27 protein-coding genes are annotated in these 25864 nt (G+C 62.1%); 12 read left to right on the forward strand and 15 right to left on the reverse strand.

Features of this window, described 5'->3' with window-relative positions; genetic code table 11:
* The first annotated feature begins 207 nt into the window (after positions 1-207).
* The 4 genes from BLT26_RS09855 to tcdA all read left to right on the forward strand — a co-directional run bounded on the left by BLT26_RS09855 (position 208) and on the right by tcdA (position 2531).
* Positions 208-567: a globin family protein gene (locus BLT26_RS09855; RefSeq protein ID WP_091512884.1), complete on the forward strand. Its 360-nt coding sequence runs from the start codon at positions 208-210 to the stop codon at positions 565-567.
* 152 nt (positions 568-719) lie between these two features.
* A complete protein-coding gene (locus BLT26_RS09860; protein WP_091512887.1) occupies positions 720-1184 on the forward strand; it encodes an FKBP-type peptidyl-prolyl cis-trans isomerase in 465 nt (154 codons plus the stop codon).
* Between the two features lie 106 nt (positions 1185-1290).
* On the forward strand, positions 1291-1728 hold the full coding sequence (locus BLT26_RS09865; protein ID WP_091512891.1) for a thiol-disulfide oxidoreductase DCC family protein: 438 nt from the start codon (positions 1291-1293) through the stop codon (positions 1726-1728).
* A complete protein-coding gene (tcdA, locus tag BLT26_RS09870; RefSeq protein WP_091512895.1) occupies positions 1725-2531 on the forward strand; it encodes a tRNA cyclic N6-threonylcarbamoyladenosine(37) synthase TcdA in 807 nt (268 codons plus the stop codon). Before BLT26_RS09865 ends, tcdA begins: the two co-directional genes overlap by 4 nt.
* On the opposite strand, the gene BLT26_RS09875 is transcribed toward tcdA, so the two are convergent.
* Entirely contained in the window at positions 2521-4176 is a 1656-nt protein-coding gene (locus tag BLT26_RS09875) for an aminotransferase class V-fold PLP-dependent enzyme (RefSeq protein ID WP_091512899.1), read from the reverse strand. The genes tcdA and BLT26_RS09875 overlap by 11 nt on opposite strands.
* Complete coding sequence (locus tag BLT26_RS09880; RefSeq protein WP_091512902.1) at positions 4173-4943, reverse strand: TatD family hydrolase; 771 nt, start codon at positions 4941-4943, stop codon at positions 4173-4175. The genes BLT26_RS09875 and BLT26_RS09880 overlap by 4 nt, the downstream gene beginning before the upstream one ends.
* 115 nt (positions 4944-5058) lie before the next feature.
* Here BLT26_RS09880 and BLT26_RS09885 point away from each other — a divergent pair, with 115 nt between their 5' ends.
* The 3 genes from BLT26_RS09885 (at position 5059) to BLT26_RS09895 (ending at position 6893) form a co-directional block, all read left to right on the forward strand.
* Positions 5059-5652: a LysE family translocator gene (locus BLT26_RS09885; protein ID WP_245720665.1), complete on the forward strand. Its 594-nt coding sequence runs from the start codon at positions 5059-5061 to the stop codon at positions 5650-5652.
* A 183-nt stretch (positions 5653-5835) separates the two neighbouring features.
* Positions 5836-6381 carry an Hsp20/alpha crystallin family protein gene (locus BLT26_RS09890; RefSeq protein ID WP_091513390.1) on the forward strand — a complete coding sequence of 182 codons (546 nt, stop codon included), beginning with the start codon at positions 5836-5838 and terminating at the stop codon, positions 6379-6381.
* Between the two features lie 89 nt (positions 6382-6470).
* A complete protein-coding gene (locus BLT26_RS09895; RefSeq protein ID WP_139169482.1) occupies positions 6471-6893 on the forward strand; it encodes a hypothetical protein in 423 nt (140 codons plus the stop codon).
* 56 nt (positions 6894-6949) lie between these two features.
* Here the strand turns inward: BLT26_RS09895 and BLT26_RS09900 are convergent, their stop codons facing one another.
* Genes BLT26_RS09900 through BLT26_RS09915 form a run of 4 tightly spaced genes read right to left on the reverse strand, consistent with a single transcriptional unit; the run spans position 6950 to position 11044 of the window.
* Positions 6950-7783 carry an SDR family NAD(P)-dependent oxidoreductase gene (locus tag BLT26_RS09900; protein ID WP_091512909.1) on the reverse strand — a complete coding sequence of 278 codons (834 nt, stop codon included), beginning with the start codon at positions 7781-7783 and terminating at the stop codon, positions 6950-6952.
* Positions 7780-8754 carry an SDR family oxidoreductase gene (locus BLT26_RS09905; protein ID WP_091512911.1) on the reverse strand — a complete coding sequence of 325 codons (975 nt, stop codon included), beginning with the start codon at positions 8752-8754 and terminating at the stop codon, positions 7780-7782. Before BLT26_RS09905 ends, BLT26_RS09900 begins: the two co-directional genes overlap by 4 nt.
* A complete protein-coding gene (locus BLT26_RS09910) occupies positions 8751-9668 on the reverse strand; it encodes a bile acid:sodium symporter family protein (protein WP_245720666.1) in 918 nt (305 codons plus the stop codon). The genes BLT26_RS09905 and BLT26_RS09910 overlap by 4 nt, the downstream gene beginning before the upstream one ends.
* A 35-nt stretch (positions 9669-9703) precedes the next feature.
* A complete protein-coding gene (locus tag BLT26_RS09915) occupies positions 9704-11044 on the reverse strand; it encodes a flavin-containing monooxygenase (protein ID WP_091512914.1) in 1341 nt (446 codons plus the stop codon).
* A gap of 185 nt (positions 11045-11229) precedes the next feature.
* Between BLT26_RS09915 and BLT26_RS09920 the strand changes: the two genes are divergently transcribed.
* Positions 11230-12192, forward strand: a complete 963-nt coding sequence (locus tag BLT26_RS09920) for an AraC family transcriptional regulator (protein ID WP_245720667.1) — start codon at positions 11230-11232, stop codon at positions 12190-12192.
* 253 nt (positions 12193-12445) lie between these two features.
* Here the strand turns inward: BLT26_RS09920 and BLT26_RS09925 are convergent, their stop codons facing one another.
* Entirely contained in the window at positions 12446-12928 is a 483-nt protein-coding gene (locus tag BLT26_RS09925; RefSeq protein ID WP_091512921.1) for a hypothetical protein, read from the reverse strand.
* Positions 12929-13117: 189 nt separating this feature from the next.
* On the opposite strand from BLT26_RS09925, the gene BLT26_RS09930 reads away from it, so the two are divergent.
* The 3 genes from BLT26_RS09930 (at position 13118) to BLT26_RS09940 (ending at position 17159) form a co-directional block, all read left to right on the forward strand.
* Positions 13118-13687, forward strand: coding sequence for a lipid-binding SYLF domain-containing protein (locus BLT26_RS09930; protein ID WP_091512925.1), 570 nt, complete (start codon positions 13118-13120; stop codon positions 13685-13687).
* A 385-nt stretch (positions 13688-14072) separates the two neighbouring features.
* A complete protein-coding gene (locus tag BLT26_RS09935; RefSeq protein ID WP_091512929.1) occupies positions 14073-15197 on the forward strand; it encodes a M14 family metallopeptidase in 1125 nt (374 codons plus the stop codon).
* 216 nt (positions 15198-15413) lie between these two features.
* Positions 15414-17159 carry a M28 family metallopeptidase gene (locus tag BLT26_RS09940; RefSeq protein ID WP_091512933.1) on the forward strand — a complete coding sequence of 582 codons (1746 nt, stop codon included), beginning with the start codon at positions 15414-15416 and terminating at the stop codon, positions 17157-17159.
* A gap of 57 nt (positions 17160-17216) precedes the next feature.
* On the opposite strand, the gene BLT26_RS09945 is transcribed toward BLT26_RS09940, so the two are convergent.
* The 7 genes from BLT26_RS09945 to BLT26_RS09975 all read right to left on the reverse strand — a co-directional run bounded on the left by BLT26_RS09945 (position 17217) and on the right by BLT26_RS09975 (position 23853).
* Entirely contained in the window at positions 17217-17681 is a 465-nt protein-coding gene (locus BLT26_RS09945) for a phosphate-starvation-inducible PsiE family protein (RefSeq protein WP_091512936.1), read from the reverse strand.
* Positions 17682-17840: 159 nt separating this feature from the next.
* Positions 17841-18236, reverse strand: coding sequence for a YciI family protein (locus BLT26_RS09950; protein WP_091512940.1), 396 nt, complete (start codon positions 18234-18236; stop codon positions 17841-17843).
* 248 nt (positions 18237-18484) lie between these two features.
* The gene (locus BLT26_RS09955; RefSeq protein ID WP_091512943.1) at positions 18485-20122 is read right to left on the reverse strand and encodes an AMP-binding protein; all 1638 of its coding nucleotides are present in this window, start codon (positions 20120-20122) and stop codon (positions 18485-18487) included.
* A 104-nt stretch (positions 20123-20226) separates the two neighbouring features.
* Positions 20227-20544: an SCP2 sterol-binding domain-containing protein gene (locus BLT26_RS09960; RefSeq protein WP_091512945.1), complete on the reverse strand. Its 318-nt coding sequence runs from the start codon at positions 20542-20544 to the stop codon at positions 20227-20229.
* 60 nt (positions 20545-20604) lie between these two features.
* A complete protein-coding gene (locus tag BLT26_RS09965; protein WP_091512948.1) occupies positions 20605-22398 on the reverse strand; it encodes an acyl-CoA dehydrogenase C-terminal domain-containing protein in 1794 nt (597 codons plus the stop codon).
* A 180-nt stretch (positions 22399-22578) separates the two neighbouring features.
* Positions 22579-23649: an AraC family transcriptional regulator gene (locus BLT26_RS09970; protein WP_091512950.1), complete on the reverse strand. Its 1071-nt coding sequence runs from the start codon at positions 23647-23649 to the stop codon at positions 22579-22581.
* 3 nt (positions 23650-23652) lie between these two features.
* Complete coding sequence (locus tag BLT26_RS09975; RefSeq protein WP_091512953.1) at positions 23653-23853, reverse strand: hypothetical protein; 201 nt, start codon at positions 23851-23853, stop codon at positions 23653-23655.
* A 142-nt stretch (positions 23854-23995) separates the two neighbouring features.
* Here BLT26_RS09975 and BLT26_RS16685 point away from each other — a divergent pair, with 142 nt between their 5' ends.
* Positions 23996-24118 carry a hypothetical protein gene (locus tag BLT26_RS16685; RefSeq protein ID WP_281245469.1) on the forward strand — a complete coding sequence of 41 codons (123 nt, stop codon included), beginning with the start codon at positions 23996-23998 and terminating at the stop codon, positions 24116-24118.
* Positions 24119-24154: 36 nt separating this feature from the next.
* Here the strand turns inward: BLT26_RS16685 and BLT26_RS09980 are convergent, their stop codons facing one another.
* The gene (locus BLT26_RS09980) at positions 24155-25546 is read right to left on the reverse strand and encodes a class II fumarate hydratase (protein WP_091512957.1); all 1392 of its coding nucleotides are present in this window, start codon (positions 25544-25546) and stop codon (positions 24155-24157) included.
* Between the last annotated feature and the right edge of the window lie 318 nt (positions 25547-25864).

A 25864-nucleotide genomic window follows, 5' to 3' on the forward strand; every position in this document is an offset into this window, starting at 1 on the left:
GTGACAATCTGGCAGGCAGGCGTTGGCACTGCCGGCATGATCGCGTAGGCTCGCCTCATAAAATTGATCCAGCGCGACCGGCACCACCGACAGGGCAAATTGGCTAGGGGAAATTGGCACAGCCAGGCCAAAACGCAGCCAGGACAACGAGGCCGGCGGATCGATACGATAAAGCAATAAATAACTGAGTTAATTCGGGGGGGCATTATGAGCAATCTGTTGGAGCAGGTTGGCGGCGCGCCTGTAGTAGATCGCACCGTAGCCGAATTTTACCAATCCATTGGCCGTCACCTTTCCAGTTTTGAATCCTGTGACCACCATAAACAGGAAGTCCGCCAGTCCCGGTTTCTGAATACCGCCCTGGGTAGCGAGCCGGGACCCGTGCGGGCGGACCGTGCCAGATTTCTCGCCCGCGGCCTCAACCGGCCGCTGTTCGAGGCCCTGCTGGAATTCCTGCAGCCGCGCCTGGTCGAGCTCGGGGTTCCCCGGCAACTGAGCAGCGACCTGGTGGAAGCTGCCGAAGATCTCTACGGGACCTGCGAAACCGGCCTGTCCCTGGCCAGCTGACCCCTCCCCGCTGCCCGGCCGGGGCCGAGGCCGGTTGCGACCCGGCGGGACGGTCAATACAATACGCAGTTCACAGCCTTACTTCCCCGTTTGCACACCTACCGCATGCGGTAAGCGCTACTCAATTCACCCACCTTTCTCAGAGACATTTCATGAAGATTGCCAACCACTCCGTCGTGGAGATGCACTACACCCTGAAAGACGCCGACGGAACAGTCATCGACTCTTCCGAGGGGCGCGAGCCGCTCAAGTACCTGCAGGGCGTGGGCAACATTATCCCCGGACTGGAAAAGGAAATGCTGGATAAGGCTGCCGGCGACAAGTTCACTGCAGTCATCCCCCCCGAAGAGGCTTACGGCCCGCAGAACCCGCAGCTTATCCAGACCCTGCCCCGCAGCGCCTTCGGCGGTGTCGAGAAGCTCGAAGTCGGCATGGCATTCCGCGCGCAGAGCACTGAAGGACAGCCGATCGAGGTCGAGATCATCGATATCGAGGGCGACAATGTGACCATCAACGGCAATCACCCCCTGGCCGGTGTTGAACTGCACTTCCAGGTAGAGGTGGTTTCCGTGCGCGAAGCTACTCCCGAAGAGATCGACCACGGTCACGTACACTGACCCGTTCGGGGTGGCCCGCTGTGGGCCACCCCACCCCCTCGCCCTCGCCCTCCCGCGCGACTACCATATCCTGCTGACGCAGCGGACGTAGAGCCACCTCAACACCATGATCCCTTCCCTGCCGGATAGAATCATCCTGTTCGACAGCCTCTGCAATCTCTGTAACGGCTGGGTCCGCTACGTGCTGCGGCGGGACGCCGATGGCATTTTCACGTTGTGCAGGGCGCAGTCGCCCGCCGGCCAGAAGCTGCTGGAATCTCTGGGCCTGCCACTCGACGAGTACGAGAGCGTCGCCTACCTGGAGCGCGGCGTCGACGGGCAGCTTTGCCCTTATCTCAAGAGCGAGGCCGCCCTGCGGGTTCTGGGGCAGCTGCCCGGCCCATCGCGGCATTTTACGTGGCTGCGTCTCGTACCTCGCGCGCTGCGCGACGCAATTTACGATATGATCGCGCGCAACCGTTACCGGCTGTTCGGGCGGCGTGACCAGTGTCGCCTGCCGGATGAAGCCGAGAAACACCGTTTCCTGGAAAACATTGACGAATGAAGCTGAGCGAGCAATACCTGCAGAGATTTGGCGGCATCGGGAGACTCTATGGCAGTGAAGCCCTGCCCTTACTGCATGATTCCCACTTTATTGTGATCGGTGTCGGGGGGGTGGGCAGCTGGGCCGCAGAGGCCCTGGCCCGCTCCGGCGTCGGCGCTATTACACTGATCGATCTCGACGATGTCTGCATCACCAATACGAACCGCCAGAGCCACGCGCTACAGCCGACCATTGGCCGCCAGAAGGTGGCTGTGCTCGCCGAGCGCCTGCGACAGATCAATCCCGAAATCCGCGTGCGCGAGGAAGAGGATTTCCTTGCGCAGGATAATCTCGCGGAACTGATTGACCCCGACACGGGCCCGGTGGATGTGGTGATTGACGCGATCGACTCGGCACGGGTGAAGGCCGCCCTGGTCGCCTACTGCAAGGCCCGAAAACTGCGCCTCGTCACGGTAGGTTCAGCCGGGGGCAAGCGGGATCCCCAGCGGATCGAGTGGAATGACCTCGGCCGCACGGTAAACGACCCGATGCTGGCCAAGGTCCGCCAGCACCTGTACCGGTTCCACAACTTCCAGAAGTCCAGCAAGCGGGTGTTCGGTGTCGACGCCATCTTTTCACCGGAGCAGATGGTCTACCCACAGCCCGATGGCCAGGTTTGTGGCCGCAAGAGCGCCATGCAGGACGGGGTCAAGCTCGATTGCAGTGGCGGCTTTGGTGCCGCCACCATGGTTACCGGCACTTTCGGCTTCGTCGCTGCCAGCCGGGGAATCGAGCGCCTGCTGCAGGCGAAACTCAGCCGTTGATGCTGGTCCAGACCTGCCGCAGCAAGGCATAAAATCCGTTGCTGCGCGATTCGCTCAGGTGGCGCGCGAGCCCCAGCTCGGCAAAGAGGCCGGGCAGGTCAGCATTGCGGATTTCCTCCGCGCGGCGACCATCCACCTGCGACAGCAGCAGGGCTCCCAGGCCCTTGACCACACGGCTGTCACTGTCAAAGGCGAAATAGTGGCGATCGCCCTCCTGCCGGTGCACCAGCCAGGCATCCGCCTCGCAGCCCCGCACCAGGTTTTCCGGCCGGCGTATCTCCGGCTTTACCGCAATTGCCTTGCCCCAGCGCAACAGCTCGCGGTACCGATCCTGCCAGTTGCGCTGGGCCGCCAGCCGTTCGAGCTGCAATGCGCCCAGGTCATCCGGCGCCCAGGCCGCACTGCCCGGCCAGGCGCTGGCCAGGGACTGGTCCAGCTGCAGGTAGTCCGCCACAGCCAGAAGAAATGCCTCTACGTCGTCGAAGGTGTTGTAGGCAGCTACCGAGGCCCGCACCGTGGCCCCGGTGCCGGCCGCGTGCAACAGTGGCTGCGCGCAGTGATGGCCGACCCGTACCGCAATATCCCGACCATCAAGCCAGTGCATGAGGTCGGCGGCCTGGCCCGCCTCGGGCGCACAAGCCAGTACACCAAGATTGTGCTGGGGCTGGCTCAACAGCCGCATGCCGGGCAGAGCCCCTATCCCCTCATGCAGGCGCGCCAGCAGCGCCTGCTCATGCGCCGCCATCGCAACACGGTCCTGGCTGCGCAGGAACTCCAGTGCCGCGCCGAGGGCAGCGATATCGGCCAGGGAGGACGTACCGGCTTCAAAACGGTGGGGCAGACCGGCGTACTCGCTTTCATAAAGCCCGACCTCGGCGATCATTTCTCCACCGCCCTGCCAGGGCGGCAACGACTCCAGCCACTGCTCGCGGCCGTACAGCAAGCCGATACCAGTCGGGCCATAAAACTTGTGCGCCGAGCACACCAGGAAATCGCAACCGATGGAATCCACATCGATGGCCTCGTGGGCTGCCAGCTGTGCACCATCGACAATCCAGCGCAGGTCGTAGCCGGCCAGCTGGTTGCGGATCTGCGCAAAGTCCGGGCGCAGGCCCAGGGCATTGGAGCCACCGGTCAGGGACACGATCCGCGTGCGCGGCCCCACCACCTCGTGCAAGCGGTCAAACCGGGGCACACCGGCCGTATGCGGCACATAGCGCAGGCGCAGCTGGTGACGCGCGGCGGCCATCTGCCAGGGAACCAGGTTGGCGTGGTGCTCGATGGTTGAGAGGACAATTTCATCCCCCGCGTCCAGGCCGCTGCAGAGGCTGTAGGCAAGCAGGTTGAGCGCTTCGGTAGCGCCCCGGCAGAAGACAACCTCACGCGCTGATGCCGCATTCAGAAAAATAGCCGCCTGCTCGCGTACACGCTCGACCATCTCGGTCGAGCGACGGGCCAGCCTGTGGCTGGACCGGTGGGTATTGGAGTTACTGTGAACATAAAAATCCCCGACCGCCTGAATGACAGCCTGGGGCTTGTGGGTGGTAGCCGCATTATCCAGGTAAACCAGGTCGCGGTTTTCCTGCTGGGCGAAAAGGGGGAACTGGGCCCGGAAAACAGCCGGGGAAAATGGCAACTGGCTCATAAGGCAAATAATCGCTCGGTATTACGCCGGGCCTGGACAGCGACCTCTTCGACAGGCATTTCCCGCAGTCGCGCCAGCTCCGCCAATATCTCGGGCAGATATTCCGGGCTGTTGCGCTCCCCCTGGCGCCCGTTCAGGGGCATGTCCGGCGCATCGCTCTCAAGCACCAGTGACTCCAGCGGTGCCGCGGCCACGGAGCGACGTGTCTTCGCCGCCCGCGGGTAGGTGATGGTGCCGCCGATGCCCAGGTAAAAGCCCTGCTTCCAGTACTCGCGGGCGATTTCCTCACTGCCACTGAAAGCATGTATCACGCCGCCGCGGGGGAGGTGAAATTCCTTCAGCATAGCGAGTAGTTCCGCGTGGTACCTGTGTACATGCAGGATAACGGGCAGCTGCAGCTCAGCCGCGGCGGCCAGGTGAACACGGAGCACGGCCTGCTGGCGCTCCAGCGGCGTGTCGATTGCCCTGTCGAGCCCGCATTCCCCCACGGCGATACAGCGCTCCCCGTGCCCCCACTGGAGCAGCTGCTGCTTGAGTTCTTCCTCGCTGGCATCGAGGTCGCGGACCCACCAGGGGTGAACACCGACGGCGCCGTACCAGTCCGGGCATCCCTGTAACAGGGCAAACAGGCTCTGCCACTGGGACACACTGACCCCGGGGATAACAAGCTTCCCCACGCCCACTTCCTGACAGCGCTTCCATACCGCCGCACGGTCAGGGGAGAATTGCTCGAAGTCAAAGTGGCAGTGGCTGTCGATGAGCTCCACGATTTACCTGCATCCGCTGCAAACAGTACCGGCAATTCTAACATGCGCCCGAGGGGGAAAGACCGATGCCTGATGTCGCGATACAATACCCCCTAAATCCGCGGGAGAAACCTGAGTGATCGAAGCGTTGTTGCCACTGGCCCTGTTTGTTTTTTCCACCAGCATTACTCCCGGCCCGAATAACATGATGATCATGGCCTCGGGCGTCAATCACGGGATTGCGCGCTCGCTGCCTCACTTCCTGGGTATCTGCATTGGTTTTCCGGCTATGATCATGGCGATCGGGCTGGGGCTCGGCACGGTCTTCGCTGAATTTCCGCTGCTTTACCAGGTTGTCCGCTGGGCCGGTATCGTATACCTGCTCTACCTGGCCTGGGCCATCGCGACTACCCGCGATGTGGACAGGGCAGAGCGCCACCGCCCCTTCACTTTCCTGCAGGCTGCGGCGTTCCAGTGGGTCAACCCCAAGGGCTGGGTGATGGCCGTGGGCGCGCTGGCCGCCTTTTCGACTCCCGGGGTGGAGCCGTGGGTCGATGCCAGCCGGGTGGCACTGGCCTTCGTACTGGTCGGCGGGCCCTGCATAGTGATCTGGCTGCTGTTCGGGGTGGGCATGCAGAGGCTGCTCACCAATGCGCGCTACCTGCGCCTGTTCAATATCACCATGGGGACCCTCCTTGCAGCCAGTATCGTACCCATGGTGCTCGAATGACCGGCCACCCCGTATAGCCCCGGCCAGGCGCGCTGTTCGACACATTTCCGGTAACGCCCCTTGAATTCGTTTTACGCCGCCCCAGAACTGTATGTGAGGGCGGCGAACAGCGAGCAAACTGGTGCATAAGTTCGCACCGTCGCTGGGGCCGCACAGACATTCTGCAACCGAGTGGAGGTCATCATGGATATGAAGAAACTCGCTCCGTGGAACTGGTTCAGTGAAGAGGAAGCCTCCGAGTCCGCGCGCCTGGCGCAGGGCGGGCGGCCGTCCCTCGAATTCCCCTCAATGGCACGCATGCAGGACCGCCTCGATCGGCTGATGGAGGACATGTTCCACCGGTCGGGCGATCGGGAGCCGGCGATCACCGGTCCCGCGGAGAGCCTCTTGCTCAAGCCCAGCGTGGATATTTCCGCGACTGATGACAAATACCATATCAGCGTGGAAGTGCCGGGCATCGATGAAAAGGACATCGAATTGCGGCTGGTCGGGAATACCCTGGTGATTCGCGGGGAAAAGAAACGCGAGCAACAGGATTCCGACCAGGCCAGCTTCTACAGGCTGGAGCGCAGTTTTGGCGCCTTCCGGCGCGTGCTCTCCCTGCCAGAGGACACCGAGCACGACGCCGTGGATGCCGCCTTCAGCAACGGTGTCCTGAGTATCACCTTCCCGCGTAAGGCAGAGCCGGCGGACAAGGGTAAGGTCATCGATATCCGCTCCGCCGCCTGATACCGGGAAGGCCGGCGGCCCCCTGTTTATAGTGCCGCCGGCGGATTACCGGGTTCTGGATTTCAACAGGTCAACCGACGGAGGAATTTATGCGATTCGCAAACTTGATTATTCCGATGCTGGCAGGCCTGGCGTGCGCCGCCGGCGGAGCCGCAGCCGAGACACCAGGAGTACACGAGCGCGGAGAAGTACGCTATGTATCCGGGGGTATTGGCGAGCAGGAGCGCCGGGCACTGGACGCACTCGCAGCCTCGATGGATGAAGACTTCGATACGAAGATTCACCTGAGTGCGGCATCCGGCCATTACCTGGCGGATGCCCACGTGCGTATTATCGACGAGCAGGGCAGAACCCTGGTCGATACGCAGACGGAGGGTCCGCTGATGCTCGTTGACCTGCCCGAGGGCCGCTACACCGTTGAGGCCCGCAACGGCAGCGCCACCCAGGGTACCACGATCGAGGTCAGCCCCCGGGACGGGGTTAAACCACTTTACCTGGCGTGGACTATCTGACCTGGTGGCCAGCACCATTTGCACCGGGGCAGGCCAGTGCCTGTCCCGGCGCAAACTCACCCCGCCTGCACCGCCCTGCCCGCCTCCAGCTCGACGCGAAACCTCTTCACCATCTGCTTCATGAAAAGCCGGGGTGCCAGCCGGTAGAGCCAGGCCCCGAGCAGTGTCAGGTCCCGGGGAAACAATCGTTCGCGCTCATCTCTTACGGCCTCGACGATCCGGGATGCCATCCACTCGGCACTTTTCACCGAACCCACCGTACTCTGCTGGTGACGCGCCGTGCCGCCATCACCACCCAGGGCATTGCGATCAATATTGGTGGCAACGAAACTGGGGTAGACCATCAATACCCGGACTCCATCCGCGCGCACCTCCTCGCGGAATGTTTCGAAGTACTGGTGCATCGCGCTCTTGGCTGCACAGTATCCAGCCCGCCCGAGCACCGGCATCCAGCCCGCCATGGAACTGATATTCACCACGCATCCCCTGGCAAGGCGCAGTTCGCCGAGTAGTCCCTGCACCAGTTCTACCGGCGCGTGGTAATCCACTGCCATCACTCTCCGGATAACCTCGTTGTCAGTCTGGCTCGCGAGGCTCCTGTGCGTGATGCCGGCGTTATTCACCAGCAGGTCGACGCGCTCGAAGGACTCCCGCAGGCGCCCTACCAGCGAGGCCACTTCGGTCGCACTGGCCAGGTCCACACAATAGGATCGGGCGTGAATGCCGCGGGCCTGGAGATCTGCGACCCTTGCCTCCAGGGCCGGGCCGTCCCGATCCACCAGGGCAAACTCGGCACAACCCGCTGATGCAAGCGCCTCGACAATGGCCCAACCCAGCCCACCGGCCGCGCCGGTAACGACAATCACCCCCTGGTGATTCACGCCTGTCATGCCATATCCCCGGCAGGTTCACCGACCGGCTCTATCTTGAGCGCCTCGCGGGCGAAATAATCGAAAGCTTCTACTGAGCTCTTCTGCGGCACGAACCCGAGTTCCTCCTTCAGGCGCCGATTGGAAAGTACCGGGCGGTACTGCAGGAACATGACCTGGCCCGGCTGCTTGTCAGTCAGGTGGAGCGTGTAACCGGTCCCCAGCAGCATCTTGACCAGCCAGACCGGCGGGGTGCGCAGGGGCTTGCCGAGCCGGGCAGCGATTTCCTTCGGTGTCAGGGCACCGTCGCCCGCCAGGTTGTAGACCCCGGCAGCATTGTTGTTAACCCCGAACGCTATCGCCCGAACCACGTCCTGGTCCCAGATAAATACAAATGGCGAGTTGTGGCCGCCCGGGTCGACGATAGCACTGCCGGAAAACAGTCCGGCGATTTTGTTGTTGGTAGAAGCCCCGACCACCGAACAGGGCCGGAACACCAGCTGCCTGAGCTGGGGGTAACGCTTGCGATAGGCGGCCAGCATCTCCTCCACCAGCCGCTTGTTGTCCGAGTACCCGAACTCCGGATTGCCCCGCAGCGGGTGTTGCTCGTCCAGCCATTCGGGATTGTCGGCATGGTAGCCGTAGGCCGCACCGCTGCTGGTTACCGTGACGTGCCCTACCCCGGCCGCAAGGCAGGCCCTGAGCACGTTTTCCGTACCCTCGACATCGATGCGGTATTCCTCCGCTCGGTCGCGCCCCGATGCCATGACCGACGCGAGGTGGACCACATGCGTAACCGATTCCGCGCGCATGAGCTCTCCCAGGGCGGCATCGCAGATATCCAGCTTGAACATCGGGAAGGTGGCCGGGCTCGGGTGGATGTCGACGCCGACTACCGGCATTTCCCGGGCCAGCAGCTCGCCCAGTTGACGGCCGATATATCCGGACGCCCCCGTTACCAGTACTTTTTTCTGCACTTCTTTCTGCGTCATAGTGCCCTACCAGCCTCTCTCATCCGCTCGCGCAGCCGGGCACGTGCATCCCGGCCAGAAAAATTCCACAGGCCGGCGAGCGCCAGCCCGCCCACCAGGTGCCAGACACCCCAGAATCCGGCCACCACCAGCATTTCTCCCGCCGAGGGGTAGAAGGTGAACAGCACCGCCAGCGCCAGCCCTGAATTCTGGATTCCCACCTCCATGGTCACCGCCCGGCGGTCGGCCAGTGGCAAACCCATGGCCCGAGCGCTCAGGTTGCCGATGCCGAACGCCAGTGCGTTATGGGCAATTACCAGCAGCAATACGGAACCGGCGACCTGGACCGCCGTCTCCCAGTGCTTGCTGAACGAGACCACCACGAACAGCAGGAACACCAGCAATGAAGACCCACGGAAAAACCGCTCACTGCGGGCTGCAAAGGTCGGCAGGTGAGCCCCAACCAGCATGCCGAGCACCATCGGCAGCGCCAGCACCAGCAAAACCAGCATGACCATGCTGCCTGCAGGCAGTGCGATCTCCTGCAACAGGGCGCGGGTCGCGGGATTCAGGCTTCCATAAAGAGCGAAATTGACTGGCGTCAGGACCACCGCTGCCAGGCTGGACACTGCCGTCATGCTGACCGATGTCGCCACGTTCGCCCGGCCAATCCACGTCATTACATTGGAAAAAGTGCCCCCGGGACAGCAGGAGACGAGGATCATGCCGAGCGCCAGGCCCGGGCTGACATCAAACCACCAGGTTGCCAGGCAGGTGATCGCGGGCAGCAGGAGAAACTGTGCGACCAGCCCGGTCACCGGCGCAATCGGGCGCTTCAGGACCGCGGCAAAGTCCGCCGGCCGCAAACCCAGCGACACGCCGAACATCATGAACGCCAGCACCGCATTGAGGAGCAGCAGCGCTCCCGGAGACATCTGGAAACTCTCCATCGCCTGCACACTGCTACCCACTAGACCGCCCCCAGGCGCCGCTGCCGGGCCGGCCCGGCCGGCTCCACCAGGTCACGCCGCAGCTGGCGGCGATGGCGACGCAGGGCCCCGAGATAGGTTTCCTTGTGCACATAGTAGGCCATGCGCTCAAGCTCCAGGTACTTCATGCCGCCGTCCTCACGGGACAGGGCGCGCTCGCCCTTGATGCGGCGAAATTCCCGCGCCGACAGGGTGCCCGCCGCCAGCTGCCTGATATAGAGTGCCACCAGCTCCGCCTGCTCATTGCGGCCTTCCCAGCCGAGGCCGGCGGCCTCCACCATTCCCATCAGGAACAGGTTGTCGTATTCGGGATGGAAGGCATTCAGGTACAGGCCGGGCGCCATGCCCTGCCAGTTGAGGTATTCGCGGTCAATGAATGGGTAATGCAGCTTGTAGCCGGTCGCCAGCACGACCATGTCATAGTCGGCGCTCTTGCCGTCCCGGAAGGTCACTGTGTTCCCGCTGATGGCCGCGATGTCGGGCCGCGGGTGCACGTCCCCGTGGCCGATATGGTGCAGGATGAGTGAGTTGATCACCGGGTGTGACTCGAACATCCTGTAATCCGGCTCGGGCAGGCCGTACTGGCTGGGGCGTCCCAGCATGAAGCGACTCAGGGCGGCGCTGATGCGCTGCTGGATGAAGCGCGGCAGCCGGATCTTCCCTCCCAGTGCATCGGTAGGCCTGCCGCCGATGAATTTGGGCAGGAAATAATAGCCGCGCCGCAAGCTGATATCGACACTCTGTGCCCGGTGGGCGGCATCCACGGCGAGGTCGGCACCACTATTACCGCAACCTACCAGGAGTACCCGCTTGCCCTCGAATACTGCGGGGTCGCGATACTCGCTGGAGTGAATCAGCTCACCGGCGAAATCACCCGGCAGCTCGGGAATATTGGGGTGATGCAGGGTGCCGTTGGCGATCAGCAGGCCGCCAAATACACGGGTCTGCTCCTCGCCTCCGCAACGGGTGGTAATCCGCCAGTCATCCCCTTCCCGCTCGCAGTGCACCACCTCGGTGTTGAATTCATAACACGAGTAAAGGCCGAACTCCCTGGCGTAGTCGCGGAAATACTCACGCAGCTCGCTGTGATGGGGAAAGTCCGCCACTTCATCAGCCATCGGGAACTCGGCGAATTCCGTCATTTTCTTCGACGAGATCAGGTGGGCCGATTCATACATGGTGCTGGTGGGACTATCGATATCCCAGAGGCCGCCCACATCCGAGTGGATTTCAAAGCCGACGCAGGGGATGCCATATTTGCGCAGGTTGCGCACTGAGCACAGCCCCATGGGGCCGGCGCCGATCACAGCGTAGGGTTTCATTGTTATTTTCACCTCTGTCAGTTACCGCAGCCCGGGAAATTCTGGGCCAGCGCCTGGCTCGACCAGCAGCCGGGGCCACGGTCGCAATATACAGTGACAACCGGCGGTGCGTTCGTCATAATCGGGCGGCAACTGGTGATTTTCGGACAGGACCCATGTTACCGAGAGATTCAAGAAGTGTCACTTTGAACTACTCCCGTGCACTTGCCTCGGCATTGCACAGCATGGGAAAGGAATTACCGCCCTCCGCCCTGGAGATCCTGACCGATATTGACCAGCAAGAGCGGGTACCCATGGAGCGCCAGGAGCAGCTGTGGAAATGCCTCGCCGACTGCCACAGCGACCCACTGCTCGGTGTCAGGCTGGGTCGCGCCATCCAGGCGAGCCAGCTCGGGCTGGTCGGCTACCTGCTGATGACGCAGAAAAACCTCGGCGAGGCCATCGACCAGTTGCTGCAGTACCACCCGCTGGTGGGTGAGGGAGGCCAGTTCGAACTGCGCCGGGGCGGCCAGCACGTCGACCTGTGCTACCTGCCCAACTATGTATGCTGTGCACAGCTGCGCGTGGAGACTGTGCTGTCCGCCTGCCTGACCCAGATCCGCGATATGACCGGCGGCCAGATGCGCGTCCACAGCCTGCAACTCGCGTACCCAGCCCCCTCACTCGCGGTACAGCAGCAATACCAGGCCGAGTTGCAGGTGCCGGTACAATTTGGCGCCGCCGTATCCGCAATCCGCCTGCGCCCGGAGCACCTCGGTGCGCCACTGGTTGCGGCCGACAACCAGGTGATGAACCGGCTTCAGCCCGAGGCCGATGCACTGCTCAAGTCCCTGAACAACAAGAGCCTTCAACTGCGCGTGGCGCACCTCCTGCAGCAGGAGCCACAGCTGACGCGCGAACAGGTTGCGAGCCGGTTGTGTATGAGCCCACGCCACCTGGGACGCAGGCTGACGGAGGAGAATGCCAGTTTCCGCGAGATCCAGGACGAGATCCGCAGCCAGTACGCCTGCCAGTGGCTGACAGAGGGATCGCGCAATAATGCAGAAATTGCGGCTGCGCTCGGCTACTGTGACGAAAGCGCCTTCGGCAAGGCGTTCCGGCGCTGGAAGGGTATGTCCCCGAAGGCGTGGCGGATCAGTTCGCGCTGAATCCTGTAGCGCCACCACCCTGTAAACGCCCGCCAGGTTGACCGGCGACGGGGATTGTTGAGCAGGGAGCAAGCAGCAAGGCTGGAGTAGCTTCCCCCATTCCCCGCATCTCGACAGCCAGACTACAAACCGGTGGCAAGAAGGGACAAGAAGGGAGGAGGCGGCCGACCATAATGCCTGGCGGCACTGGTCGCGAGGTCAGCCCGGCTGCCGCGAGGCGACAGGCCGGGCCCTGAAGGAACGGACTGGAGGCTTACAGGGACGCTGTGCGCTCTGCCATGCTGGCGCGAAGCGCCGCAAGGTCCTCTACCCAGACGATATCCTTCACTGCAACCTGCTGGCCAGTGGCCGAGGACAGGGTCGCACTCAGCTGCTCCAGGTTATCCGCATCCAGGGAGACCTTGTCGACCGGCATCTTCAGCCATACCTGACCCTCCTGATCGACGACCTGCTCGGCGCCGTCGGTATCGACAGCACTCACGTGACGGTCAACGGCCGAGCGACCACCTGCCGGCAGGTAGATCGTACCGGTAGCGAAGTCCACAGCAAAGGCAACCACACCCGGCAATACACCGAACAGCAGCGCCGCCCCATCGAGGATTACCACGGTCGGGTCAACCCGGCCACCGGTCTGGCCCTTGCGCTCCGGGTACAGGAAGTAACCGCATGCGGTCAGGTTCATCATCAGGACCAGCAGGCAGCTGGCAGCAACACCGCGCTTGGCAGTTTTGTTCATGGTCTCTCTCTCAGTATGTTCAGAGTATGAATTTTGGGTGGCCTAGCTTAACCAATCGCGCCCGTCACCGGAAGTGGCGCCCAGTGCCACCGGTGTGCGCCTTGTCGCAAACCGCGGATTAACCGCTCGAGGGTTCGCGACCGCTCTGGTTAAATGGAGCGCACAATAATAAATCCGTGAGGGCATACCATGTTACGGAAACTCACCCTGGCCACATTTGTCCTGGCCACCCTGATCAGCGTTGGCTGCACGGCCCCCGGCCAGACACGCGAAGACCGGCGGCAGCATATAGACACCACAGAGCGCCAGGTACTGAGCGAGCTCTACCGACTCCAACCCGACCTGCAGGGCGATGTGTCCCGGGCGCCCGGCTACGCGGTATTCAGCAACGTCAACGTGAACCTTGTACTGGCCAGCGCCTCCACGGGTTACGGGGTCGTAGTGAATAACCGCACCCGCGAGCGCACCTATATGAAAATGGGGGAGGTCGGTGTGGGCCTGGGATTTGGCGTCAAGGACTTCCGCGCACTGTTCCTTTTCGATTCGCCAGAGGTCATGCAGAGATTTGTCGAAAGTGGCTGGTCATTCGGCGGCCATGCGGACGCCGCAGCCAAGGCGCAGGAAAAAGGGGCGGCAGTAAGCCGGGAGGTGGTGATCGACGGTATGCGGGTTTACCAGCTGACCGAAAGCGGCATTGCGTTACAGGCCACGCTCAAGGGCACCAAGTTCTGGAAAGACCCGGAACTCAATTACGACTAGGCACTCCAAGAATGGTTAAAACTTAACCATTTCACCGCCAATCTGGGCAAAACCGCCCCCGGGCCGGGACGGCATGCCTAAACTTTGAACAGCACCTGATGCGGAATGTAAGGGAGCAGTACAGAATTTCTGACGTGCGAGGTCGCGCACTTGTGACAACTTGGGACAGTCAGCAGTCGTCCGCAATCGTCGCCGGGAATTTCAGGGAGCAGTAGTCGCTCAGGTGCCGCCAGGGATGGCTCGGGCACGGTATCCAGTGGTTGCCGTGCCCTTTTATTTCCGGCCGCCAGGCAATCCCCATCCTCACCTTTCCCGCACCGGCGTGAAAATTATCCCGCCTCCCTGTTATCCTTGCTGAGCAAATCAGTATTGGAGCCCATCATCCATGCATATCAGTAGCGCTTTCGACAGCGGCAATATCGAAGTTATCAACACCGACAGCCGGCCAATCGAGCTGGCCATCCGCCAGGATAATAACTCTGAATTCTACCAGTGGTTCCACTTCCGCCTGGAGGGCCAGGTGGGTGAGACATTCCCCCTGCGCATCGTCAATGCCGGCAAGGCCGCGTATCCGGAAGGCTGGGAAAATTATCGCGTGTGCGCCTCGTACGACCGGCAGAGCTGGTTCCGCCTCCCGGCAGAATATGACGGCAGCACCCTCGACTTCACCGTGGAGCTCGAACAACCCGGCATCTACCTGGCCTACTTCGCCCCCTTCTCCTGGGACCGCCACCTGGACCTGCTGGCCTGGGCCCAGTGCCACGAGCGGGTGAACCTGGAGACCCTCGGCCAGACTCTCGATGGCCGCGACATGTCCCTGCTCACCATCGGTGACCCCGAAAGCGCGAAACACCGCGTCTGGATGATCGCGCGCCAGCACCCGGGTGAAACCATGGCAGAGTGGTTTGTGGAGGGATTCCTGGAAACCCTGCTCGACGATGCCAACCCGGCCGCCCGCACCCTGCTGGAAGACACTGCGTTCTACGTGGTGCCCAACATGAACCCCGACGGGAGCGTCCGCGGTCACTTGCGCACCAATGCAGTAGGCACCAACCTCAATCGCGAATGGCAGGATCCCAGCATGGAACGCAGCCCCGAGGTATACCTCGTGCGCGAGAAAATGCTGTCGGTAGGTGGTGATATTTTCCTCGACATCCACGGGGATGAGGCCCTGCCCTTCAATTTTGTAGCCGCCTGCGAGGGCGTACCGGGATACGATGAACGCCATGCGAAACTGGAGGAGACCTTCAAGCGCGCCTTCCTGGCGGCCAGCCCGGATTTCCAGACTGAGCGCGGCTACGACCTCGACAAGCCCGGCGAGGCCAACATGACCGTGGGCACCAACTGGTGCGGCCACCAGTTCCGCACGCTGGCACTCACCCTGGAGATGCCCTTCAAGGATAATGAGAACCTGCCCGACCCCATCGAGGGCTGGTCACCGGCGCGCTGCCAGCAGCTGGCACGGGATATCCTGTTCCCGATCCGCGAGACCCTGAAAGCCCTGGCCTGAGTCGTCCCGTGAGACATGCTGCCCCGCTGCCCCTTCCGGTAGCGGGGCAACCACAGGCGTGTCCCGCTGAAGGTGCCGGGTGGGAATCCCCTCTCCCCTCCCCCCGCACAACATGATTTGCTGAGGAGACAGTGTTTTTCAGCACAGAATCTCTCGGTAGCAGGCGCGCTTTTTGCTAACTTAAAGCGCTCAGAATAAGACTCACAGGAAAATCCCATGCAGATACCTCCTCTCTGGCGCCGACTCGGCGTGGCCGTGGCCATCAGTGGCGCCCTGGCCGGCTGCGACAGGGACGCAGCATCCCAGCCCCCCGAAAGTGCAACTTCAGAAGCCACCGCTGTAGCGGACGAGACATCCGGCAGCGCCGGGCAGGGCCAGCTGCAAGTGATGGCCGACGAGCTTCACCGGCATGTGAAAATCCTCGCCTCCGACAAGTTCCAGGGCCGTGCCCCGGCCACCGAGGGCGAGGAACTCACCGTCACCTACCTCGCAGAGCAGTTCGAGGCCCTCGGCCTGGAGCCCGGCGCGGTTGACGCCAACGGCGAGCCCAGCTGGTTCCAGCAGGTACCGGTAGTGGAAATGCAGATCGACTCCACTCCCCTGGCCATCGAGGGAGAGGGATTCAGCAAGTCCCTGCAGCCGCTCACCGATATGGTCGCTTTCACCCAGCGCCAGACCGATAGCGCAGGGCTCGATAACAGTGAGCTGGTGTTCGTGGGCTACGGCATCGTCGCCCCGGAAAACGACTGGAACGATTACGCCGGACTGGACATGACCGGCAAAACCGCCGTCATCCTGGTCAATGACCCGGGCTACGCCACCCAGGACAAGGCCCTGTTCAACGGCAATGCCATGACCTACTACGGCCGCTGGAGCTACAAGTTCGAAGAGGCCGCCCGCCAGGGAGCCGCAGGCGCAATCATCATCCACGAGACCGGTGCCGCCGGCTACCCGTGGGAAGTGGTAAGCGGCAGCTGGTCCGGCGCGCAGATCAGCCTGGCAGCCGATGACAAGAACAGCGATCGGGTGGCCGTGGAAGCCTGGATGACCGGTGACGCCGCCAGCGAGGTTTTTGCCGCAGCCGGGCTCGACCTGTCCAAGGAAATGGAGGCGGCCAAGACCCGCGACTTCAAGGCCAGGCCCCTGGGATTAACCGCAAGTGTCCAGCTGAAGAACCAGCTGCGCACCTCGGATTCCCGTAACGTCATCGCCAGGCTGCCGGGCAGCAAGTACCCCGACGAGGCAGTGATTTACACCGCCCACTGGGACCACCTGGGTGTGAACCAGCACTCCGACGGCGAGGACCACATCTTTAATGGCGCCGTGGACAACGCCACCGGCACTGCGGGCCTGATCGCCATGGCACGCCAGGCGAGCGAGCTGGAACAGCGCCCCGAGCGCTCACTCCTGTTCGTCGCGGTCACCGCCGAGGAATCCGGCCTGCTGGGTTCCAAGTACTATGCCGCCAACCCGGTGGTACCGCTGGAAAAAACCGTGGCAGGCATCAATTTTGACGCCCTGGGCGTGCTGGGACCGATGCGCGATGTCGTGGTTGTAGGCTATGGCAACAGCGAGCTGGAGCAGCTGCTGGAGACCGCCGCGAAGGGGCAGGACCGTTACCTGGCACCGGAGGAGCACCCGGAGCGCGGCTACTTCTATCGCTCGGATCACTTCAGCCTGGCGAAGAAGGGTGTGCCAATGCTCTACTTCAAGGCCGGTACCGACAGCTTCGAGCACGGCCGCGAGTGGGCCCAGGCGCAGGGCCAGGAGTATCTCTCCCACGCCTACCACAAGCCGGCGGACGAGTACGACCCGGACTGGAACCTGGAGGGCACGGCGATGGACCTGCAACTGGGCCTGGAGCTCGGGCTGCAGCTGGCCAACAGTCGCGACTGGCCCAACTGGTACGAGGGCAACGAGTTCCGCGCGATCCGCGACGAGAGCAGCGACAGCCGCCAGTAAGCGATCGCTATCAAAAGAAAAGCCCGGCACACGCCGGGCTTTTTTATGCCTGCTGTATCAGTGCTTTCGCGCTACCAGCCAGTAGGTCCCACCCAGCGCGGCCACCGCCGCAGCGATGGCGAGGATCTGCTCGGGCCCCACATCCGCGAGATCAAGTACGATGATTTTACGGGCAATCGCCATCAGTGCCGTGGCCACCACGAGCTGGATCGGGATGATATTGGAGCCCAGGTAGAGCCGGATATTGATAAAGATTTCGATGGCGATCAGCACCAGCATGAAAGCGCCGAAGACATCGAACAGGTCGTTGTAATCCAGCAGCCAGTAGGGCTCCTCATTGAGGCGCTGGTACATGACCAGCACTACGTCCGCCACAGCCCACAGGATCACCAGGAACATGAGTATCGCCAGCAGGCGGACGGCCCCGCGTATCATGCCGTGCAACCAGCGAACCAGCGGGTCGTCATGCTCCTTGGGTAACTCCTCGTGCACGAGCAGGTTGTGGTCGTCGCTGTCTTTCATTACTGATCCCATGCATGGGCGGGAAAAACAGTTATAGCGCAATCCACAACCAAATGGGCCGGCAGCCTGTTGAGGTCGGAGGCCTTCCTGATATCTGTCGCGCGGCAGTGGAAGCACCTGGCACCGATAATACCGGAGCTTCCGGGAGACGCCCCCTGCTCAGGATTCCGCGCCGGTAACCAACTGCGGGACATCCTCGGGAAAATCCTCCACCTCCTGCACCCGGCGGACCTCGATGGTCTCTGTCGCGGCCGCCGGGCAGCGCCGCGCCCAGTCGATTGCCTCTGCCAGTGACGACACCTGGATCATCCAGAAGCCCCCCAGTGATTCCCCCGCCTCAATGAGCGGACCGTCAATGACCTGCGGCTCACCTGCGGCGAACGCGACACGTGCGCCCATGGAGCGGGGATGCAGCCCCTCCACGCTGACCAGTATCCCGGCCTCTTCCATCGACCGGTTGTATTCCATCATCGACGCCACCCGCTCGGGGTCCGGCATCACTCCAGGCCCGGCCTGCCCATAGCCCTGTGGAATCATCAGCAGCATAAATTTCATGCCAGTGCTCCTTTATTGGAAGTTATCCTGCCTGCGCCAGGCCCGTGGAACCGATCCCGGGTATCTCTTCCGGCAGGGAGCCTCCTGTTTAGCCGGAAACAGGACCAGGCGGAACCGGTTGGGACGATTGGCGCACAGGTCGACGTTAATTTGTCGGTGACATCTCGTTCGCACCGGTGGCCAGCCAATAAAAAAGCCCCGCTGTCGCCAGCGGGGCTTACATTGCAGGGCTAATTGCCTGTCAGCGGTCAGGCACTTTCCAGCGCCTCGATCTTCTTCATTTCCTCGTCGCGCAGCTCGCGGCGGAGAATCTTGCCAACGTTGGTCTTGGGCAGCTCGTCGCGGAACTCGACCTGCTTCGGCACCTTGTAGGCAGTCATATTTTCGCGGCAGTAGGCGATCACTTCCTCTTCGGTCAGGGAGTCATCGGCCTTGACTACAAACAGCTTGACCACTTCCCCGCTCTTGTCATCGGGGATGCCGATGGCGGCTGCCTCTGTCACCTTGTCGTGGGCGCTGATCACGTCCTCGATCTCATTCGGGTAGACGTTGAAGCCGGACACGATGATCATGTCCTTCTTGCGATCGACAATCCTGATGTAACCGTCATCCTGGATCTCGGCCATGTCGCCAGTCCGGAACCACCCTTCACTGTCGATGGATTCAGCGGTGGCCTCCTCGCGCTGCCAGTACCCCTTCATCACCTGGGGACCACGTACACAGAGCTCCCCTGGGGAGTTGTTCGGCAGGTCGTTGCCGTTCTCGTCGATCACCTTCACCTCGGTAGCCGGCACCGGCAGACCCACGGTACCCAGCTGCACGGCCTCGGCCGGATTGAACGACACCACAGGCGAAGTCTCGGTGAGACCGTAACCCTCAGTTACCTTGCAACCAGTCATTTCCTCCCAGCGCTTGGCCGTATCCCGGGTCAGGGCCATGCCACCAGAGGCTGTGGTATGCAGCTTGCTGAAATCCAGGTCCGCAAAGTCCGGGTTGCGCATCAAACCATTGAACAGGGTGTTGAGGCCACAGAAACCGGTAAAGCGAACGCCCTTGAGCGTCTTCACGAAGCCCGGGATGTCGCGGGGATTCGGGATCAGCAGCGAATGGTTGCCGGTGGCAAACAGGCACATGCAGTGAATGGTAAAGGCGTAGATATGGTAGAGGGGCAGCGGAGCCACGTAGAGTTCCTCGCCCTCTTTCATGCTGTTGCCCAGCGCCTCACGCACCTGTTCCATGTTGGCAACCAGGTTGCGGTTGGTGAGCATGGCGCCCTTGGCGACACCAGTGGTACCACCCGTGTACTGCAATACCGCCACATCTTCAGGACCCCGCTTCACCTCTTCGTGGGGCTGCTTGGAACCCAGCCCCATGGCATCGCGGAAATTGACCTGGTTGGTGAAGGAGAACTCCGGCACCATCTTCTTTACGTACTTGGCCACACTGTTGATCAGCACCCGCTTGACCGGGCTGTGCAGGTCGGCGAGCTCGCTGACGATGACCTTCTCCACCCCGGTCTCAGAAACTATCTGGGACGCAGTGTCGGCAATGTTCGCCAGCACCACCAGGGCCTTGGCACCTGAGTCATTCAGCTGGTGTTTGAGCTCCCGGCGCGTATAGAGCGGGTTGGTATTGACCACCACCAGGCCGGCGCGGATGGCACCGAATACCACTACCGGGTATTGCAGGACATTCGGCAGCTGTACCGCGATGCGGTCGCCGGGCTCCAGGTTGGTATGATTCTGCAGGTAGGAGGCAAATTGCCCGCTGAGCCTGTCGATATCACCGATCGAAAGTGTCTGCCCCAGGCAGGTAAAAGCCGGCCTGTCGCGGAATTTTGCGCAGGCGTCAGAAAATACGTCGAGTATGCTGCGGTCGATGTCCAACTGTTTTCTCCCAGTCCTGTTGTTGTCGCTTGTCCGCGTGTTCCGTTTCTTATAGACGAAATTCCCTCATGGAGAGTGCGAACGTGTCGTTATTCTTCGTAAGCTTATGCTGCGGGAAAGAGGTCCGCCAGCGCGGCGGCCAGTTCCCGGTCGCCGGAATAAGTAATATCCCCCAACAAAAATGCATGGCGGGCGCTGAGGCGTCCCTCCATGATGGCATCCAGGGTTGTCTGCGACATCTCCAGAACAAGTGACGCGTCGTCCACCTCTCCCAGCCGGGCAACAGCCGCGGGCTCGCCGGATTCTCGTGACAGTATCACGCCAAAATCACTGGCGTCCGGCAGTCGAAACTGTACCCGAGTGCAAGGGTGCAAACAAGAGAGGCGCCCCAGGCGCGCAACCACCTGATCTGGCAACTGCATAAAAACCCCAGAATAAAAAAACCGCCGGCGGGGCCAGCGGTTTCCTTGTTACAGCGAAGATCAGAACGCGAAGTGTTCCGCGTCCAGATCCATCAGGTTACCGGCGCCGCTCTTCATCGCCGCCGCATGCGCCGCGGTACGCGGCAGGATGCGGTCGAAGTAGAAGCGCGCAGTCGCCAGCTTGGCGCGGTAGAAGTCGGCGTCACCCTCACCTGCGGCAAGCTTGTCACTGGCTACCTTGGCGGCGCGGGCCCACAGGAAGCCCAGGACCACGTAACCGGAGTACATCAGGTAGTCCACAGAGGCAGCGCCCACTTCGTCCGGGTTTTCCATCGCCAGGGCGCCCACGTGCATGGTCACGTCGCCCCACTCCTTGTTGAGCTCCTGCAGCCGGCTGACGAACGGCGCCAGGGCCTCGGTGTCGATTTCCGCCTGGCAGAACTTGTGTACCTGCTTGGTGAACTTGCGCAGCAGCTCACCCTGGCTCATCAGGACCTTGCGGCCCAGCAGGTCCAGTGCCTGGATGCCGGTGGTGCCTTCATAAATTGTGGCAATACGGGCGTCACGGACGTTCTGCTCCATGCCCCACTCGGAGATATAACCGTGGCCGCCGAAGCACTGCAGGCCGAGGTTGGCAGACTCGAAGCCGGTCTCGGTCAGGAACGCCTTGGCGATCGGGGTGAGGAAGGCCAGCAGGTCTTCTGCTTCCTTCTTGTCCTCGTCGCTGCCCTTGTGGGTGCGGTCCACCTGCTGGGCGCACAGGGAAATCAGCATGCGCCCACCCTCGGCGAATGCCTTTTGCGTCAGCAGCATGCGGCGCACGTCCGGATGCACGATGATCGGGTCGGCGGCACCTTCCGGGTTTTTCGCACCGCTCAGGGAACGCATCTGCAGGCGGTCCTTGGCGTATGCCAGCGACTTCTGGAAACCGGCCTCGGCGTGGGCCAGGCCCTGCAGGGCGGTACCCAGGCGCGCAGTATTCATAAAGGTGAACATGCAGTTCAGGCCCTTGTTGGGCGGCCCGATCAGGAAGCCCTTGGCGCCGTCGAAATTCAGCACGGCAGTCGCGTTGCCGTGGATACCCATCTTGTGTTCCAGCGAGCCACAGGCAACGCCGTTGCGCTCGCCCACGGAGCCCTCGGCGGTGGGCAGGAACTTGGGCACGATAAACAGGGAAATGCCCTTGGTGCCAGCGGGGGCGTCCGGGAGACGCGCAAGTACGATGTGCACAATGTTCTCGGCCATATCGTGCTCACCGGCTGAGATAAAGATCTTGGTGCCGGTGATCGCGTAGGAACCGTCTGCATTCGGCTCGGCCTTGGTGCGCAGGATGCCCAGGTCAGTACCGCAGTGCGGCTCGGTCAGGCACATGGTGCCGGTCCAGGTTCCCTCTACCAGCTTGGTCAGGTAGGTGGCCTTCTGCTCTTCGGTGCCATGGGCTTCCAGGGTGTTCATGGCGCCGTGGGACAGGCCCGGGTACATGCCCCAGGACCAGTTGGTGGTGCCCACCATCTCGCTCATCAGGGTACCCAGGGAAGGCGGCAGGCCCTGGCCGCCGTACTCGACATCATGCGCCAGCGACGGCCATCCGGCCTCGACAAATTGCTGGTAGGCCTCCTTGAAGCCCTCCGGCGTGGTGACCTCACCGTCGTTCCAGGTACAGCCCTGCTGGTCGCCGACGGCGTTCAGCGGCGCCAGCACGTTTTCACAGAACTTGGCGCCCTCTTCGAGAATGGCGTCCACCAGGTCCGGTGTGGCCTCCTCGTAGCCCAGGGAAGCGTAGTGCTGGTCCCAATCGAGCAGTTCGCGCATGGCAAAGCGCATGTCGCGCAAAGGAATCTTGATGTCGGTCATCCTGCTACCCTCAATCTTACGGTTGTCTCACGCGCCGATACCAAAACCGGGCGGTCAGATTTGTGACTAGAACTTACGATTGGTTCATCATAGTAGCAGGTGCTCGATTCCCTCTATGGCGAAATCCGTCCAAAGCGCTGACAAAAACCGCACAGGAATGAGAGGAAAATAAGTGGACGATCAGTCAGCAGCGCTGGTGAACGCGCGCCCGCTCTTGCGGTATTCGCCCGGGGTGACACCGGTCCACTTCTTGAAAGCGCGGAAGAAAGCGCTCGACTCATCGAACCCGAGCATCTCGGCGATCTGCCCATTGGAAAGATCCGGGCAGCTGAGATAGTGGAAGGCTGCCTCCATGCGGCATTCGTCCTTCAACTTCTGGTAGGAGGTCCCCTCCTGCTGCAGGCGCCGGCGCAGGGTGGTTACCGACATATTCAGGCGTTCCGCCACCACCTCGGCCGCGGGCATTGATTCACTCACGTCGCGGTTGAGAATGGTCTTCACCTTGGTCTTGATGCTGTTGGCGCTGCCGTCGCTGATCACCAGGTGATAGGGTGCGGTGCGGATGAAATCCTCCACCGTCTGTGGATTCTGCACGATCGGGTAGTCCAGGTAGCGGCTGTCATACTCCAGGGCGTTGCTACGCTGCTCGAACAGCAGCTCGCCCGCCTCACTCTGCGCCAGGGAGCGGAACTCCTCCGGACAGGGAAAGGAAAAGTGCAGCCTCGCCAGCGGGATTTCCCGTCCGACCAGCCAGCAGTAGAAACGATGCCACACCGCCAGGGTGGTGCGGATGGTGCTCGGACTGGTTGCAGCGATCAGCTGGTCAAACTCTCCCTGCTGCAGGGAACTTATCCCACGGATGGCTACCCGCTCGCGCCCCCCGCCACTGTCCTCCAGGACCGGCTTGACCTTGAAACCACGACAGATTTCCATGAACTCGGCGCTGAGCTGGATTGCCTGCCGGACGGTTGCACAATTGACCACCGTCAGGCACAGCAGCCGGAAGGAACCCGAACGCACGCGCCCGCCACTGAGCATCCCGAACCACTCATCCTGCACCTGCCACATGACCCGCTGGTACAGCCGGCCGTATTTAAGTGCCGAGAAGGCCGCGGCGCCCTCCAGCTCCCGCTCCTCGATACCCACGGCCGCGAGCAAATCCTTGCGGTCACACCCGTGACGCGCGGCCTCCTCAAGCAGGCGCTCGAGATAGGCGATGGGGATGCGGATATCCTCTTCGGTAACGCTCATTGATTACTTGCGCCTGCGCCACCAGCTCAGCAATGCCCCTGCACCAAGCCCGGCGGCGATCAGGACCACGAGGAATCCCAGCAGCAGGACCAGGTAAGCGAGTACATCCTTTACCGGCAGGTCCCAGGCCCAGATGGCCGCAGCCACAAAGCCGATGCAGGCGAGCACACTGGTAAGGAACGAGCGGCGACTTTTCTTGGCCATGGAGTTTCCGGACTGCTTGCTAGGGCTGAACAATTGGTCATACCGGACTGCGGTACTACCATTCAGGGGTCGGCTACTATAGCCGATGCGGCCGGGAATCGTGAGGCATCGCCCCTTCCCTGTCAACGCCACAGGAGAGTTCATGGGCAAGAGACTACTCTATCGCCGCGAGGACCGCGTAATCCTCAAGCACTTGTTTATCTGGCTCGAATGCCTCGCCCTGTTCATGGCCGCAGTGCTGCTGGCACTCTGGTTACTGGCATGAGGGGGAGGAGCTGCTGTATCCGGGCGCTGCGCTGATTCAGTCCCCTCCCGGCACACCGCCCCGGATCAACTTGCGGGGGTCCAGCAGGCGCTTGAGCTCTTCCTCACCGAGATCACTCATCTCCACCGCCACTTCCAGTACAGGCCGCCCCTCCTTGTAAGCCCGCTTGGCAATTTCCGCCGCCTTGTCGTAACCGATGACCGGGTTCAGGGCAGTGACGAGAATCGGGTTGCGCTCGAGCGCCCGCTCTATGTTTTCGCGGTTGACCCGGAACGGCGCAATGGCCTTGTCCGCCAGCAGCTGCGCGGCTGACGTGAGCAGCTGGATGCTTTCCAGCAGGCTGGCTGCTACCAGCGGCAGCATCACATTGAGCTGGAAATTACCGCTCTGCCCGGCAATACCGATGGTGGTGTCATTACCCATTACCCGGGCCGATACCATCGCTACCGCTTCCGCGATGACCGGGTTCACCTTCCCCGGCATGATGCTGCTGCCGGGTTGCAGCGCCGGCAACTCGATCTCGCTGAACCCGGCCAGGGGACCACTGTTCATCCAGCGCAGGTCATTGGCAATTTTCATCAGAGCGACGGCGAGCACCTTCAGCTGCCCGGAGAGCTCCACCGCTGTGTCCTGGCTGCTGATTGCAGTAAACGCGTTGTCGGCCGGGCGGAACTGCTGGGTGGTATCGGCGCTGAGTTTCTGCGCAAACAGCTCGGCAAAGTCTGGATGGGCATTCAGCCCCGTACCCACGGCCGTGCCCCCCTGGGCCAGCTGCGCAAGGCGTGGCAATGTGGTGCGAATACGCTCCCGGCAATGCTCTACCTGCATTGCCCAGCCGGAAAGCTCCTGGCCCAGGGAAATCGGCAACGCATCCATAAGGTGGGTGCGACCGGTCTTCACTACTTCCGCCAGTGCGGCCGACTTTTCATCCAGGGTGCTGTGCAGGTGGCGCAACGCCGGCAACAGGCGGTCGCGCACCGCGAGCAGAGCCGAGACGTGTATGGCACTTGGGATCACGTCATTGCTGCTCTGGCTCATATTGACGTGGTCATTGGGGCTGACTTCCACGCCGCTGTCGCGCGCCGCAATATGGGCCAGCACCTCATTGACGTTCATATTCGTGCTGGTGCCGGACCCGGTCTGGTAGATGTCCACCGGGAACTGGCTCTCCAGCTCATCGCTGCCGACGGCATCGCAGGCTGCGACAATCGCCGCCGCACGCTCCTCGTCCAGCAGTCCCAGGTCGAGGTTCGCCAGGGCGGCGGCCTTCTTGATCACCAGTACCGCGCGAATAAACTCTTCCGGTAAGGGCTGGCCGCTTACCGGGAAATTATCCACCGCTCGCTGGGTCTGGGCCCCGTACAGGGCCCGGGCCGGCACACGGACCTCTCCCAGGCTGTCTTTTTCGGTGCGAAAATCATCACTCATTGGACATCCTTCCCAGACTGTTGGGGTGATCTATGGCCCGCGTTTTCACCCGCTAACCATTTTCACCCGTTAACATAGTAACTTTATGCGGCTCTCCCGGGTCCCTGGGGCAATTTGCAGGTAATTGCCCGGCGCCGGTGTGACCCCAGCTGGCGGGTGGCAACCACAGCAACGGATGATATTGTCGGAAGCGGGCAAATGTGACACCAGCTCCCCCATCCTGCCCGCCCCTGGGACCGTTAATCACAGCTTAACCCCACCTCACGGTAACGCAAAACCAGGGAGCGCATGGCTACTGGCAGCCATTTCTTGATTTTT

Source organism: Microbulbifer yueqingensis, assembly GCF_900100355.1.
Taxonomy (GTDB): Bacteria; Pseudomonadota; Gammaproteobacteria; order Pseudomonadales; family Cellvibrionaceae; genus Microbulbifer; species Microbulbifer yueqingensis.

Coding starts and splice junctions, on each gene's coding strand:
- BLT26_RS09855 (WP_091512884.1), top strand. CDS start 208: ATGAGCAATCTGTTGGAGCAGGTTGGCGGCGCGCCTGTAGTAGATCGC.
- BLT26_RS09860 (WP_091512887.1), top strand. CDS start 720: ATGAAGATTGCCAACCACTCCGTCGTGGAGATGCACTACACCCTGAAA.
- BLT26_RS09865 (WP_091512891.1), top strand. CDS start 1,291: ATGATCCCTTCCCTGCCGGATAGAATCATCCTGTTCGACAGCCTCTGC.
- tcdA (WP_091512895.1), top strand. CDS start 1,725: ATGAAGCTGAGCGAGCAATACCTGCAGAGATTTGGCGGCATCGGGAGA.
- BLT26_RS09875 (WP_091512899.1), bottom strand. CDS start 4,176: ATGAGCCAGTTGCCATTTTCCCCGGCTGTTTTCCGGGCCCAGTTCCCC.
- BLT26_RS09890 (WP_091513390.1), top strand. CDS start 5,836: ATGGATATGAAGAAACTCGCTCCGTGGAACTGGTTCAGTGAAGAGGAA.
- BLT26_RS09895 (WP_139169482.1), top strand. CDS start 6,471: ATGCGATTCGCAAACTTGATTATTCCGATGCTGGCAGGCCTGGCGTGC.
- BLT26_RS09900 (WP_091512909.1), bottom strand. CDS start 7,783: ATGACAGGCGTGAATCACCAGGGGGTGATTGTCGTTACCGGCGCGGCC.
- BLT26_RS09905 (WP_091512911.1), bottom strand. CDS start 8,754: ATGACGCAGAAAGAAGTGCAGAAAAAAGTACTGGTAACGGGGGCGTCC.
- BLT26_RS09910 (WP_245720666.1), bottom strand. CDS start 9,668: ATGTCTCCGGGAGCGCTGCTGCTCCTCAATGCGGTGCTGGCGTTCATG.
- BLT26_RS09915 (WP_091512914.1), bottom strand. CDS start 11,044: ATGAAACCCTACGCTGTGATCGGCGCCGGCCCCATGGGGCTGTGCTCA.
- BLT26_RS09925 (WP_091512921.1), bottom strand. CDS start 12,928: ATGAACAAAACTGCCAAGCGCGGTGTTGCTGCCAGCTGCCTGCTGGTC.
- BLT26_RS09930 (WP_091512925.1), top strand. CDS start 13,118: ATGTTACGGAAACTCACCCTGGCCACATTTGTCCTGGCCACCCTGATC.
- BLT26_RS09935 (WP_091512929.1), top strand. CDS start 14,073: ATGCATATCAGTAGCGCTTTCGACAGCGGCAATATCGAAGTTATCAAC.
- BLT26_RS09940 (WP_091512933.1), top strand. CDS start 15,414: ATGCAGATACCTCCTCTCTGGCGCCGACTCGGCGTGGCCGTGGCCATC.
- BLT26_RS09945 (WP_091512936.1), bottom strand. CDS start 17,681: ATGAAAGACAGCGACGACCACAACCTGCTCGTGCACGAGGAGTTACCC.
- BLT26_RS09950 (WP_091512940.1), bottom strand. CDS start 18,236: ATGAAATTTATGCTGCTGATGATTCCACAGGGCTATGGGCAGGCCGGG.
- BLT26_RS09960 (WP_091512945.1), bottom strand. CDS start 20,544: ATGCAGTTGCCAGATCAGGTGGTTGCGCGCCTGGGGCGCCTCTCTTGT.
- BLT26_RS09965 (WP_091512948.1), bottom strand. CDS start 22,398: ATGACCGACATCAAGATTCCTTTGCGCGACATGCGCTTTGCCATGCGC.
- BLT26_RS09970 (WP_091512950.1), bottom strand. CDS start 23,649: ATGAGCGTTACCGAAGAGGATATCCGCATCCCCATCGCCTATCTCGAG.
- BLT26_RS09975 (WP_091512953.1), bottom strand. CDS start 23,853: ATGGCCAAGAAAAGTCGCCGCTCGTTCCTTACCAGTGTGCTCGCCTGC.
- BLT26_RS16685 (WP_281245469.1), top strand. CDS start 23,996: ATGGGCAAGAGACTACTCTATCGCCGCGAGGACCGCGTAATCCTCAAG.
- BLT26_RS09980 (WP_091512957.1), bottom strand. CDS start 25,546: ATGAGTGATGATTTTCGCACCGAAAAAGACAGCCTGGGAGAGGTCCGT.